Source organism: Xanthobacter versatilis (assembly GCF_043193975.1).
GTDB lineage: Bacteria > Pseudomonadota > Alphaproteobacteria > Rhizobiales > Xanthobacteraceae > Xanthobacter > Xanthobacter autotrophicus_E.
In genome coordinates this window covers 77867-91056 of record NZ_JBAFVB010000006.1, presented here as the reverse complement: position 1 = coordinate 91056, position 13190 = coordinate 77867, and the positions used below count along the sequence as shown (strand labels likewise).

The 13190-nt window shown below is 65.4% G+C and carries 13 protein-coding genes; 11 read left to right on the top strand and 2 right to left on the bottom strand.

What is annotated here, in order from left to right; genetic code table 11:
• Position 1: 1 nt before the first annotated feature.
• Positions 2 to 664 carry a 4Fe-4S dicluster domain-containing protein gene (locus V5F66_RS13360; protein WP_012115906.1) on the bottom strand — a complete coding sequence of 221 codons (663 nt, stop codon included), beginning with the start codon at positions 662 to 664 and terminating at the stop codon, positions 2 to 4.
• A gap of 315 nt (positions 665 to 979) precedes the next feature.
• Between V5F66_RS13360 and V5F66_RS13355 the strand changes: the two genes are divergently transcribed.
• The 6 genes from V5F66_RS13355 (at position 980) to V5F66_RS13330 (ending at position 9330) form a co-directional block, all read left to right on the top strand.
• Positions 980 to 1138 carry a hypothetical protein gene (locus V5F66_RS13355; RefSeq protein WP_394094018.1) on the top strand — a complete coding sequence of 53 codons (159 nt, stop codon included), beginning with the start codon at positions 980 to 982 and terminating at the stop codon, positions 1136 to 1138.
• Between the two features lie 135 nt (positions 1139 to 1273).
• Complete coding sequence (locus tag V5F66_RS13350; RefSeq protein WP_394094017.1) at positions 1274 to 3160, top strand: sensor histidine kinase; 1887 nt, start codon at positions 1274 to 1276, stop codon at positions 3158 to 3160.
• Positions 3153 to 4478, top strand: a complete 1326-nt coding sequence (locus tag V5F66_RS13345) for a sigma-54-dependent transcriptional regulator (RefSeq protein ID WP_394094016.1) — start codon at positions 3153 to 3155, stop codon at positions 4476 to 4478. Before V5F66_RS13350 ends, V5F66_RS13345 begins: the two co-directional genes overlap by 8 nt.
• Positions 4479 to 4898: 420 nt before the next feature.
• Positions 4899 to 6551 carry an NAD-dependent malic enzyme gene (locus V5F66_RS13340; protein ID WP_394094015.1) on the top strand — a complete coding sequence of 551 codons (1653 nt, stop codon included), beginning with the start codon at positions 4899 to 4901 and terminating at the stop codon, positions 6549 to 6551.
• Between the two features lie 112 nt (positions 6552 to 6663).
• Complete coding sequence (locus tag V5F66_RS13335) at positions 6664 to 8343, top strand: aspartate:alanine exchanger family transporter (RefSeq protein WP_012115910.1); 1680 nt, start codon at positions 6664 to 6666, stop codon at positions 8341 to 8343.
• 102 nt (positions 8344 to 8445) lie between these two features.
• Positions 8446 to 9330 (top strand): LysR family transcriptional regulator, encoded by an 885-nt coding sequence (locus tag V5F66_RS13330; protein WP_394000377.1) that lies wholly within the window; start codon positions 8446 to 8448, stop codon positions 9328 to 9330.
• A 140-nt stretch (positions 9331 to 9470) separates the two neighbouring features.
• On the opposite strand, the gene V5F66_RS13325 is transcribed toward V5F66_RS13330, so the two are convergent.
• Complete coding sequence (locus tag V5F66_RS13325; RefSeq protein ID WP_394000127.1) at positions 9471 to 9731, bottom strand: hypothetical protein; 261 nt, start codon at positions 9729 to 9731, stop codon at positions 9471 to 9473.
• Between the two features lie 156 nt (positions 9732 to 9887).
• On the opposite strand from V5F66_RS13325, the gene V5F66_RS13320 reads away from it, so the two are divergent.
• The 5 genes from V5F66_RS13320 (at position 9888) to V5F66_RS13300 (ending at position 13172) form a co-directional block, all read left to right on the top strand.
• Complete coding sequence (locus tag V5F66_RS13320) at positions 9888 to 10187, top strand: ArsR/SmtB family transcription factor (RefSeq protein ID WP_149577635.1); 300 nt, start codon at positions 9888 to 9890, stop codon at positions 10185 to 10187.
• Entirely contained in the window at positions 10184 to 11248 is a 1065-nt protein-coding gene (locus V5F66_RS13315) for a permease (RefSeq protein WP_149577636.1), read from the top strand. Before V5F66_RS13320 ends, V5F66_RS13315 begins: the two co-directional genes overlap by 4 nt.
• Before the next feature lie 19 nt (positions 11249 to 11267).
• Positions 11268 to 11504 carry a thioredoxin family protein gene (locus V5F66_RS13310; protein ID WP_394094014.1) on the top strand — a complete coding sequence of 79 codons (237 nt, stop codon included), beginning with the start codon at positions 11268 to 11270 and terminating at the stop codon, positions 11502 to 11504.
• Positions 11501 to 11917, top strand: coding sequence for an OsmC family protein (locus V5F66_RS13305; RefSeq protein WP_432445298.1), 417 nt, complete (start codon positions 11501 to 11503; stop codon positions 11915 to 11917). The genes V5F66_RS13310 and V5F66_RS13305 overlap by 4 nt, the downstream gene beginning before the upstream one ends.
• Before the next feature lie 67 nt (positions 11918 to 11984).
• A complete protein-coding gene (locus tag V5F66_RS13300; protein WP_149577639.1) occupies positions 11985 to 13172 on the top strand; it encodes a thiolase family protein in 1188 nt (395 codons plus the stop codon).
• Positions 13173 to 13190: the final 18 nt, after the last annotated feature.

The following is a 13190-nucleotide window of genomic DNA, read 5'->3' as shown; positions in this document are numbered from 1 at the left end:
TTCACCTCCGGGCCGGGGTGGAGGCAGGCTCGGCTTCGGTCCCGGTCAGGTCGAGGCAGGCCTCGCCCAGCTCCAGTTCGTTAAGGCGGCGAATGAGGTCGGAGGGGCGCAGGGTCAGGGCGGTCAGGGCGCGGCGGACCATGAGGCCCAGATGGTTGGGCCAGATGCGCTCGGGGCAGGCGAGGGTGCACAGGTTGCACATGACGCACTGGTCGAACACCTGCGCCACGCCCGCGAAGTCCCCAGCTACCGCCAGCTCCACGCCGCGCTGCACCTCCAGTCCCTTGGGGCAGGCCCGATCGCAGCCGCTGCAATGGCGGCAGTGGGCCGCCTCGGGAAAGATATCGGCGACCGCGTCCGACAGGCGCCAGCTGTCGGTGAAGGTCGCGATGTCATAGACGTGCGGCTTGTCCGGCGTGAAATAGTCGATGAAGCTCACCTGCATGCCGTCTTCGGCCGGGGTCTCGCAGGCCAGCACCGTGGACACCTCGCGTTCGCCCGCCCGGCGGACCATGCAGCGACAGGCCCCGCACACCCCCTGGCCGAGACAGCCCACATTGGCGGTGAGCGGGGTGCCATCGGCGGTGGTGGCCTGGAGGATGGAGACCGGCGCCTCCACCTCCAGCGCGCGCCCGTCGATGCTCAAGCGAATGCGATCACCCATCGAAACCTGCTCCTGTCTTGCTCTTGTTGGGGCAGGCGCGCTGGTGCTCCTCCCCGGTGGTCCCTGGCATAACAAGAGCCGTGCCAGCCGGGGCGGGCTGAGCCAACTGACTGAAATCAAACCTATTTCAAGGAGCCGCCATCGGAGCCGGCTGGCAGTACCGTTCGCTGGACCGATGATCCGCTTGGGCCGTCATTCGGAAACGCGAACGGCGCGCTCTCGAGGAGCGTGCCGCCGGGACCAGGCAGGGCGGGGGAGCCTCAGGCGGGGTCGGAAATCCGCACAGGCGGGGTGCCGAAATTCGGAATTCCGAACGTGATGGGCGCCGTGCTGTGCGGCGAGCATTTGATAAATCAATGGGTTAATGGGGTTCATCCCGATGGCATGGCGCTTGCGGAGCAGATGTTCGGAAATCCGGCCGCGCTGATCCAGGTCATGGAGCACTGCACGCGTCGGTTTAAACTTTCGTCGTAAAGGAAGGACGGCTCGGCCGTGGTCATGGCAACAGCAACCATTGGAAAGGTGTCGGGCGCTGATGCCGGCGCCCGCACCATTCCCTGCCGGTATGCGGGGCGGTGTGGCGGTGCATGCCGGGAATTTCGCGGGGACGTGCTGGACCCCGCCATCTTCGCCGAGCTTGACTGCGTGGCCTACCATCGCCGGCGCGGCGTCCTGGTGTTTCTGCTGGTAGCCTTTGCCGCCGCGGCCGTCGGCTTCTGGCTCGCCTTCACCTTCGACCAGCGGCAGGGCCTGGCCGAGCTGAAGACGTTCGGCGACGAGCAACTGCACCGCTGGAGCGCGCGGCTGGAGCGGGAGATCGACAAGTTCGGCATCCTGCCGCTGACCGTGGCCATGGACCGGGATGTGATCTCCTTCCTCACCGCGCCCGACCAAAGCGAAAAGCGGGACGCCTTGAGCGCCTATCTGGCCCGCCTGAACATCGCCGCCGGCACGCAGCAGGTCTTCGTCATCGACACCAAGGCAGAGGTGGTCGCATCGAGCAACTGGCAGGATGCCAAGAGCTTCGTCGGCCGCAACATCTCCTATCGGCCCTATTACCGGGATGCGGTCCCGGGCAGGGTGACCGGCTATTACGCCATCGGCACCACCGGCAACGCGCCCGGATACTATCTTGCGACGGAAGTCGAGGAGAACGGCCGGCGCGTCGGCGTGGTGGCCGTGAAGATCGACCTGGAACAACTTGAGTCCGACTGGCTGAACGGCACCGCCGAGCCCATCCTCATGACCGATGCCAATGACATCGTGGTCCTGTCCTCCCGCGAGGACTGGAAGTATCGCAGCCTCGGTCCTCTCGATCCCAAGAAGATCGAGCAGATGAACGAGACCCAGCAATACAATCGCCACATCGTGGAGCCGTTGGTCTGGCAGGCTACCGGGGGCGCGGGCGACGGCCGCAGCTTCATTATCACCGGTGACCGCAGCGGCACGCGCACCTATCTCGCCGACAGCCGCTACCTGCCGAATGTCGCCATGACCCTGACCGTGCTTTCCGACACCACGGGCGTGAGCGTCCGGGCCGCCGAACGGGCGACGGTGGCCGCCGTTCTCATCCTGCTGGTGGCGCTGTCGGTGCGCATCGTCAACCAGCGCCGGCTCGCCACCCGGGAGCGGCTGCTCGCCCGCGATGCGCTGCAGGAGGCCTATAATTATTTGGAGCGCCAGTTCGAGGAGCGCAATCGGCAGCTTCGGTCCACCAATGAAGAGCTGCGCCACGAAGTGGTCGAACGCATCAAGGCAGCGCGCCGGCTCAAGTCGTTCCAGGACGAAATGATCCGCACCGAGAATCTGGCGGTGATCGGCCAGCTTTCGGCCGGCCTTGCCCATGAGATCAACCAGCCCCTCGCAGCATTGTCCACCCTGTCGGAAAACGCGGTGCGGTTTCTGGAGCTGAACGACACGAGCACGGTGCGCCACAATCTGGAGCGCATCTGCGATCTGGTACGGCGCATGGGCGTGCTCACCGGGCAGTTGCGCTCCTTTGCCCGGCGCACCGACGGCGAGTTGGGGCCGGTGGATCTCCACCATTCCATCGACAGTGCGGTGGCGCTGCTGGGCCACCGCATCAAGAAGGAAAAGGTGGATCTCGTCGTCCACAAGCCGCAACAGCCGATCACGGCGATGGGCGATGCCGTGCGCCTGGAACAGGTGCTGGTGAACCTCATCAGCAATGCCATGGACGCGCTCACCGGCAATGGCGAGCCGCGGATCGAGATCACCGCGGGCCGCGACGGCGCCTGGGCGGTGATCGACGTGGTCGACAATGGGCACGGCCTGAGCCACACCGTGATGGACCGATTGTTCGAGCCCTTCTTCACCACCAAGAAGACCAGCGGGCTGGGGCTCGGCCTTGCCATTTCGCAGGATATCGTGCGCCGCTTCGGTGGCGACCTCACCGCCGCCAACACCGCCGCGGGCGGCGCTCGTTTCCGCGTCAGCCTGCGGGCCGTCGAAGCCTCGGAGAACGATCATGGTTGATGCCGACGCCATCGTCATCGAGGACGATGAGGACGTGAAGCTCGGCTGCCTGCAGGCGCTGGCGCTGGAGGGCATCAAGGCCATCGGCTACGACAGCGTCGAGGCGGTGCCCAGGCCCCTGTCGCGGGATTTTCGCGGCGTCATCATCTCCGACATCCGGCTGCCGGGCATGGACGGCATGAGCTTCCTCGCCAAGCTCACCAACCACGATCCCGACCTGCCGGTCATCATGATCACCGGCCACGGCGACGTGGCGACCGCCGTGCAGGCCATGCGCGACGGCGCCTACGACTTCATCCAGAAGCCGTTCGCGTCCCAGCACCTGGTGAGCGTGGTGCAGCGGGCGCTGGAGAAGCGCCGGCTCGCCATGGAGGTGCGACGGCTGCGCCGCCAGCTCGCCGCCAAGGGCGACCTGGAAAGCCGCATCGTCGGCCATTCCCCCGCCATCGTGGAGCTGCGCGAGCTGGTGCAGAACGTGGCGGCGGTGCCCACCGACGTGATGATCTTCGGCGAGACCGGCACCGGCAAGGAGCTGATCGCGCGCTGCCTGCACGACCTCTCCGGCCGGCGCGGGCCGTTCGTGGCGCTCAATTGCGGTGGGTTGCCGGAAACCCTCTTCGAAAGCGAGATCTTCGGCCACGAGGCCGGTTCCTTCTCGGGCGCCACCAAGCAGCGCATCGGCAAGATCGAATATGCCAATGGCGGCACGCTGTTCCTCGACGAGATCGAAAGCATGCCCATGGCCATGCAGGTGAAATTCCTGCGCGTGCTGCAGGAGCGGGTGGTGGAGCGGCTCGGCTCCAACAAGGTCATTCCGGTGGACTTCAGGGTGATCGCCGCCACAAAGGCCGATCTTCTGGAACTCTCCAAGGAAGGTCAGTTCCGGAGCGACCTCCATTTCCGCCTGAACATCGTGACCATCGATCTGCCGGCGCTGCGCAACCGGCGCGAGGACATTCCGCTGCTGTTCGAATATTTCGTCAACCAGGCGGCGACCCGCCTCAACCGCGAGCCGCCACCCATCCGGGAGCAGGTCGTCCGTGAGCTGATCGCCCACAATTGGCCCGGCAATGTACGCGAGCTGCGCAACCAGGCCGAACGCTACGCGCTGGGCCTCAGATCCGCACCGGGCTTCGAGGCGGCCGAGGGGCCGGTGTCGCTGGCCACCACGGTGGAGAATTTCGAGCGCAGCCTCATCGCCGAGGAGCTGAAGCGCAACGACGGCAACATCTCCCGAACCGCCGAAGCCATGGCCATCGCCAAGACCACCCTGTTCGACAAGATCCGGAAGTACGATATCCGGGTGAAGGAAGGCTGATGAAAAACGCCGTCTGACTTCTCGAGATGAAAGTAAAACCGCGTTGCCGTAGCCCGGTAGCGCGGTTTTTGTTTGCGCGCCTGCTCCGTGGGCCTTGAGAGTGTCAGGGCGACGTGGGGGCGCGATTGAGGCCTCGGTGGCGCCATATCGAATGGATCAAAAATCGATATTAAATAGGGGCTTGTCCACAGATGAAGAGGCTGCGCGATCCCGGTTCGGGTCGCCGAACGCGGCTTCCGGGCGATGTTCGGAAAACCGGGAGGGCGGGTCGCCTCCGGCTTCATCCAGAATATAAAAAGCGCGATAAATCAATATACTAATATGATTATCCCTCCCTGGCACGGCGCTTGCGAAGTTATTTACGTAGGCCAGATGGCGTTTTGCCTTCCGGCTCGACATTGCAAGCAAGGACAATCTAAAATGGCCACCAATAACCTCGCGAAGATCGAGAAGGCTCTAAAGAGCAACCTGTCCGGACTGAACCTGTTGCATGATCCGGTCCGCAACAAGGGCACGGCCTACACACGCGACGATCGCCGCCAGCTGGGCCTCGAGGGCCTGCTGCCCCACGCCGTCGAGACCCTCGACCGCCAGGTGGAGCGCGTGCTCGACCATCTCGACCATGTGAAGGACGAACTCGACCAGTACAGCTACCTGATGGACCTGGAGGCCCGCAACGAGACGGTCTTCTACAAGGCCGTCATGTCGGATCCCAAGCGTTTCATCCCGATCCTCTACGATCCCACCGTGGCGGATGCCTGCGAAGCATTCGGAAACCTGTATCGTCGCCCCCGCGGCATGTATATCACCCGCCACATGAAGGGGCGCATGGCCGAAGTGCTGCGCAACTGGCCCCAGAAGGACATCCGCTTCGTGTGCGTCTCCACCGGCGGCCGCATCCTCGGCCTCGGCGACATCGGCGCCAACGGCATGGGCATCCCGATCGGCAAGCTGCAGCTCTACACCGCCTGCGCCGCCGTGCCCCCCGACGTGCTGCTGCCGGTCCTGTTCGACATCGGGACCTCCAACGAGCACCTGCGCGCCGACCCCTTCTATCTCGGCACCCGCGAGGCGCCGGTGTCGGAAGCAGAACTCGACGAGCTGACTGAAGAGTTCGTGCAGGCCGTCAACGAAGTCTTTCCCGGCTGCTGCGTGCACTTCGAGGACTGGAAGGGCACCGACGCCATCCGTATGCTTGACCGCTACAAGGACAAGATCCTCTGCTACAACGACGACATTCAGGGCACCGCCTCGGTGGCGCTCGCCGGCATTGCGGCGGCCATGAAGCAGACGGGCGGCAAGCTCAAGGACCAGCGCATCCTGTTCCTGGGTGCCGGTTCCGCGGGTCTCGGCATTTCCAAGCTGATCGCCGCCGAGCTGCAGACGCTGGGCCTCTCGGCTGAGGAAGCCCGCAAGCGCGTCCGCCTGTTCGACGTGAACGGCCTTATCGAATCCTCGCGCACGGACCTGACCGACACTCAGAAGCTGTGGGCGCAGGACGAGAAGCCCACCAACAATTTCCTGGAGGTGATCGAGAGCTTCAAGCCCACCGTCCTGATCGGCGTCTCCACCAAGCCGCGCGCCTTCACCAAGGAGGTGATCGAGGCCATGAGCCGCCTCAACGACCGTCCGGTGATCTTCGCCCTGTCCAACCCGACCCACAAGGCCGAGTGCACCGCCGAGCAGGCCTATACCTGGTCGAAGGGGAAGGCGCTGTTCGCCGCCGGCGTCCAGTTCGATGAAGTGGCTTACGACGGCAAGACCTATCGGCCCGGGCAGGCCAACAACTTCTACATCTACCCGGCCATCGGACTTGCCACCTACGCTGCCCGCCCCAAGCTGCTGAACGACGAATGCTTCATCGTCGCCGCTCACGCAACGGCGGACCAGGTGGGCCCCTCGCTCCAGGCCAAGGGCATGCTGTTCCCGAGCCAGGAGCACATCCTGGAAACCGAGGTCACCACCGCGACCCGCATCGTCGAATACATGTTCGATGCCGGCCTCGCGACCGTCGAGCGCCCGCGCGAGATCCGCTCCTGGGTTGAGAGCCTGCTCTACGCCCCGGCCTACTGAGCCGCGCCCTCTCCTTCGGTCGAGACGGGACGAAAGCTACCCCGCTCAGGGCGTTGCAGCCTGAGCGGGGCGGGCTCCGGGCTGTCCTGGCCGGAACATCGGACATGCCATCATGAACTACTTCGTCGGAACGCTCCAAAAGTATCCGGAGATTGCGCTTTTCCTGACCATCGGCATCGGATTCTGGATCGGGAATCTGAAGCTTGGAAAATTCAATCTCGGCGTCGTCACCAGCACCTTGCTGGCCGGTCTTCTCGTCGGGCAGATCGGCATCAAGCTGCCCGCCGTCATGCAGTCCACCTTCTTCGCCATGTTCCTGTTCTCGGTGGGCTATGCGGTGGGCCCGCAGTTCATCCGCGCGCTGAAGAGCGATGGCCTGCCCCAGGTGGTGTTCGCCATCCTGATCTGCCTTGCCGGCACGGTGACGGCGATCGTCCTTGGCAAGCTGCTCGGCTACAACGCCGCGCTCACCGCCGGCCTGCTGTCGGGCGGCTACACCAACTCGACGGTGCTCGGTGTGGCGGCCGACCTCATGAACCAGTCCGGCCTTCAGCCGGACGAGCTGAAGGCGGCGCTGGCGCTGCTGCCGGTGGCCTATGCGGTGACCTATCCGTTCGGCACCATCGGCTCGGCCTTCATGCTCGCCAACATTGCGCCCAAGGTGCTCGGCTTCGACCTCGTGAAGGTGTGCCAGGACTATGAGCGCGAGCACGGCGGCAACAAGATCGGCACCACGGCCTATCGCGAATTCTCGGCCCGCGCCGTCAAGCTCGCAAACACCGGCCTGGTGGGCAAGACGGTCGAGGACGTGGAGAAGATGTTCCACAACGAGATCTTCATCCGCCGCATGCGCACCTCTGCCGAGGGCCCGATCGTCGACTGCAAGCGCGATACGGTGCTGACGGAAGGAGCGATCCTCGCCGTCTCCGGCGGCCTGTCGGCCCTTCTCGCCTATGCCGATGAGTTCGGCCCCGAGCTGAAGGACGTGCCGCTGCTCGACTTCTCGACCGAGTTGCTCGACCTCGTGGTCACCAACAAGGCCTATGCCGGCAAGACCCTGGGCGAATTGATCCACACCCTGTTCGGCGAGCCCGGCCGAGGCGTGTTCCTCACCAAGTTCACCCGCTCGGATGTGGCCATGGCCATGGGCGAGCAGGTGAAGGTGCAGCGGGGCGACGTGCTCACCATCCTTGGCGCCAAGGCGGACGTGGCCAAGATCGCCAAGGTGCTGGGCTATGCCGACCGTCCCGTGGAAGGCTCGGACATGGCGTTCATGGCCTTCGGCATCGTGTTCGGCAGCCTCATCGGGGCCTTCACGATCCGCATCGGCGGCATCCCGCTGTCGCTGGGCACCGCCGTGGGCGCCATCGTGGCCGGCATCATTTGCGGCTACCTGCGCTCCACCATGCGCACCTTCGGCCACATCCCCGGGCCGGCCATCTGGGTGTTCAACAATGTGGGCCTCAACGGCTTCATCGCCTGCATCGGCCTCAACGCGGCGCTCGGCTTCGTGGGTGGTATCCAGAACTACGGCCTCACCCTGTTCCTGGCCGGCACCCTTGTGACCCTGGTTCCGATCATCGTCGGCCTGCTGCTCGGACACTTCGTGTTCAAGTTCCACCCCGGCATCATGCTCGGCGCCGTGGCCGGTGCCCGCTCCACCACGGCGGCCCTCGGCGCGCTGCAGGAAGCCTCCAAGAGCAACGTCCCGGTGGTGGGCTATGCCACCGGCTACGCGGTCTCCCGCCTGGTGATGGCGCTTTTGACCATCGTGGTGGTCAACGCCTTCTGAACGTCGCCCACCGACCAATCCTTGATGCCGCCGTCCCTCGGGGAGGGCGGCATCCGGGCCGTCAGGGACTGCTCCCTTCTCCAATACGATACGGGTCTCGCCATGGAATTCCGCCCGCTGCGCTCGTTCGTTGAGGTCGTCCGCCAGGGCGGCTTCTCGCAGGCCGCCAAGGCCGTGCTCACCAGCCAGTCGGCCGTCAGCAAGGCCGTGAAGCAGCTGGAGGCGGAAGTAGGCGTCCCCCTGCTCGACCGCATGGGCCACCGCAGCGTGCTGACCCCGGCGGGTGAGGTGGTCTATCGCCGCGCCGTGAAGCTGCTCGCCGACCGCGCCGACCTGTTGGCCGAGCTGGACGAGATCCGCGGCCTGCGGCGTGGCGTGCTGCGGCTGGGCCTGCTGCCTGCCTGCAGCAGCGTGCCGTTCACGCCACTGCTGGCGCTTTATCGCCAGCGCTTTCCCGAGATCGAGGTGCGGCTCGTTGAGCGCGACAGCGCGCAGCTCGAGGACGACCTGCGCACCGGCGACATCGACATCGCCGGCACCCTGCTTCCGATCTCGCCGGAATTCGATTTCGAGCCGCTGCGCCGCGAGCCGCTGGTGGCCGTGCTGCCGTCGGGCCATCCGCTGGCGACGCAGGCCGAGATCCGGCTCGCCGACCTCAGGGATACGCCGTTCATCATGCTGGAGAGCGGCCTTGCGCTGCATCGGATCGTGCTCGACGCCAGCCGCCGCGCGGGATTTGTGCCCGCCATCGCGGCGCGCAGCAGCCAGATCGACTTCACCATGGAACTGGTGGCGGCAGGGCTGGGCGTCGCCTTCCTGCCGCGCATGATCGCGGCACAGAGACACGACGCCGCGGTCTGTCAGGTGCCGCTCGCCGAGCCGGACCTGGAATGGAGCATGGCGATGGCCTGGCGCCGTGGCGCCTATCTGTCCGACGCCGCCAGCGCGTGGCTCGCCCTCGTCCGCGAACGCCATGGCGAGGCGTGAGCCAGCTGGAACCGGGGATGCGAACGCCCTCGAACGAGGTTGTGGGCTGGCGTTCAGAGTGCGGGTACCGGCACGGGTTCGGCCCCTTCCACCTGCAGCATGGCGTTGAAGCGGTGGAAGCCGCGGCACGGGGCGGTGCGTCAGGAGCGCTGCGCGATTGAGGTCAGCTCCACGATCCGGGCCTGCGTGAATTGGGCCTTGAGGTGGTCGAAGATTTCGGCGCGGGTCCGGTGCCCGTTGGTTGCGACGGCGATGGGATATTCCACCACCAGCTTGTCGATCGCATGCGCTTGGCGATGGATCTCATCCAGCAGGCACCAACGCAAAAAGGCCGCCTTGCGGGCGACCCTTGCGAAATCCTCAGGTTTTAAGGATTTTTGGTTGCGGGGGCACGCAACCATCTCAAATTGCTATTTCGAGCCGCAGCATAGATATCCGCTCCGAGGTCGAGGGTGAGGGTTCAATTCCCCCTGATTTCGAGAAGCCCTGCGTTCCCAGTGACAAGCTAATTATAAAATGCGCTTGAACGCATATGCGCATTAAAGTAAAAGAAGCGTATGCAGTCCGCCCTCACCCTTCTGTCGGCCCTGGCCGAACCCACCCGCCTCGCGGCGGTCCACCTCCTGTGGGATGGGCACGAGCATTGCGTCTGCGAACTCGTGCGCGTCCTCGGCGTCACCCAATCCCGCATGTCGCGCCATATGGCGGTGCTCAAGCAGGCTGGCGTCGTGGTGGATCGGCGGGACGCCCAATGGGTGCGCTACCGTCGCAATCCCGAACTGCCGGCCGAGCAGGCAACCATCATCAATGCTGTCCTCACCACCCTGGACGCTTCATCGAACAGGAGAGCCGCATGAGCGCCGACCTGTCATTGACCGGGCGCAAGCCACCGAGGGATGCATCGTCACTGACCTGGGCGGCGGTGACGGCCGCGGCGATCGCCCTCTGGTTCGTGGTCTATGCCCAGCTCGCGCCGTTCTCCCAATGGCTAGTGGCCCGCCTGCCGGTGGAGCAAGGCAGCCATCTCGCTGAAGCGGTCGCGTTCTTCATCTACGACACGCCCAAGGTGCTGATGCTGCTGACGCTGGTGGTCTTCGCCATGGGCGTGGTGCGCAGCTTCTTCTCCGCCGAGCGCACCCGCGCCCTGCTCGCTGGAAAACGCGAGGGGCTCGGCAACATTGCGGCCGCCGGCCTCGGCATCGTCACGCCCTTCTGCTCCTGCTCGGCGGTGCCGCTGTTCGTCGGCTTCGTCTCCGCCGGGGTGCCCCTGGGCGTCACCTTCTCCTTCCTCATCGCCGCGCCCATGGTCAACGAGGTGGCGCTGGGCCTCCTGTTCGCGCTGGTCGGCTGGAAGGTGGCGCTCACCTATCTGGCATTCGGCCTCTCCATCGCCATTATCGCCGGCTGGGTCATCGGACGCCTGCACCTGGAGGGCTGGCTGGAAGACTGGGTGCGCAACGTGCGTGCCAGTCCGGTCGAGCTGCCGCCAAACGGTATGACGCTGGTGGATCGCATCAGGGCCGGCCTCGACGCGGTGCGCGACATCGTCGGCAAGGTCTGGATGTGGATCATCGCCGGCATCGCAGCGGGCGCCTTCATCCACGGCTATGTGCCGGAAGATCTCCTCGCCTCCATCATGGGGCGGGATGCGTGGTGGTCGGTTCCGGCTGCGGTGCTGCTGGGCATTCCCATGTATTCCAATGCCGCGGGCATCATCCCGGTGGTCGAGGCCCTGCTGGCGAAGGGGGCAGCGCTGGGCACCGTGCTCGCCTTCATGATGGCGGTCATCGCCCTGTCGCTGCCGGAAATGATCATCCTGCGCAAAGTCCTAAGCCTCAAGCTGATTGCCGTGTTTGTGGGCGTGGTCGGCATCGGCATCCTCGCCGTGGGCTTCCTGTTCAACGCGCTGTTTTCTTAAAACAAGAAAGGCAAAAGCCATGAAAGACGTGAAGGTGCTGGGCCCCGGCTGCTCTCGCTGCGAGGCAACGGCGCAGATGGTGCGGGATGAGGCGGCCAAGCTCGGGCTCGACGTCACGGTGGAAAAGGTCACCGACTATGCGGTGATCGCCGGATACGGCATCGCCTCGACGCCGGGCATCTTCATCGACGGCAAGGTGGTGCACGCCGGCGGCCTGCCGAAGCCGGACGATCTCGCCCGCTGGCTCGCGGCGTGAGCGCCGCCATGCTGGAATACAAGGTTCACGCGTCGCGCATCGACGTACACGGCAGCCTCGCCCGCACCAAAGAGGCCGAGATCACCCTCGACACCGACATTGGCGGGCGCGCCGATGCTTTCAACCCGGCGGAACTGTTCCTTGCCGCCATCGCGGCCTGCATGATCAAGGGCATCGAGCGGGTGACCCCGATGCTGAATTTCGAGCTGCGCGGGGTGGATGTCACGCTCCACGCCGTTCGGCAGGACGCGCCGCCGAAGATCATCTCGGTGGATTACGAGCTGATCATCGATACGGACGAGACGGAGCAGCGCCTGGCTTTGCTCCACACCAACGTCCGCAAGTACGGCACGATTTCGAACACCGTGGCGGAAGCGACCCGATTGGACGGGACGATCCGAAGGAAGGCATGAGGCGCATCAAGGCGCTGCGCGCACCCGCGCGAATGCGATCTGTCGTTATCCATGAAAGGCCAAGTCCATGACGAAACGAGACGTGGTCATCTGCGCGCCGGTGCGCACGGCGATCGGCACTTATAATGGCGCTCTGAAGGCGGTCCCCGCGACCGAGCTGGGTGCGACAGTCGTGCGCGAGACGCTCCGTCGCTCGGGCCTCGATGCAGCCAAGCTGTCGAGCCTCATCATGGGCAATGTGGTCCAGGCCGGCAACAAGATGAACCCCGCCCGCCAGGCGGCCGTCCATGGCGGCGTACCGGTGGAGGTGCCGGCCATGACTGTGAACCGGGTCTGCGGCTCCGGCGCCCAGGCCGTTGCCTCGGTCGCCCAGGAGATCTGGCTGGGCTTCGCCGATGCGGCGATCGCCGGCGGCATGGAGAACATGGACGCCGCGCCCTACCTCATGAGCGGCGGGCGCTGGGGCTATCGCATGGGCGATGCGCAGATCTACGATTCCATGCTGCGCGACGGCTTGAACGACGCCTTCTCGGGCGAGCATTCCGGTTGGCACACCGAAGACCTCGTGACCAAATGTGGTGTCTCCCGCGAGGATCAGGACCGTTGGGCGGCGCGCTCGCAACAGCGCTTTTCCCAGGCGCAGGCCGCCGGAAAATTCGATGCCGAGATCGTCGGTGTCGAAATCAAGGGCCGCAAGGGGCCGGAGATCTTCGCTCGCGACGAGCACAATCGGCCGGACACCACGATCGAATCCCTCACCAAGCTGAAGCCGGCCTTCCGTAAGGACGGCACCATCACCGCCGGAAACGCGCCCGGTCTCAATACCGGCGCCGCGGCGATGATCCTCGCCGAACGCGATTTCGCCGCGGCGAACGGCCTTGAGCCGCTGGCGCGGCTCGTCGCCTTCGGCGTCGGCGCGGTGGAGCCAGGCATGTTCGGCATCGGTCCGGTACCAGCCGTGCGCCAGGCGCTGGGGCGTGCGGGCTGGACGATCGCGGAGGTCGAGCGGGTGGAAATCAACGAGGCCTTCGCGGCGATCGCCCTCGCCGTTACCCGCGAGCTCGGCCTTGCCGAAGAGGTCGTCAATGTTGAAGGCGGGGCCATCGCCCATGGCCATCCCATCGGCGCGAGCGGGGCGATCCTGACCACGCGGCTCATCCATTCGATGCGGCGCGACGGCCTCAAGCGTGGCATCGTTACCCTCTGCATCGGCGGCGGCCAGGGCATCGCGCTGGCGATCGAAACACTGGCCTGACAGGCAGGTCAGACGCCC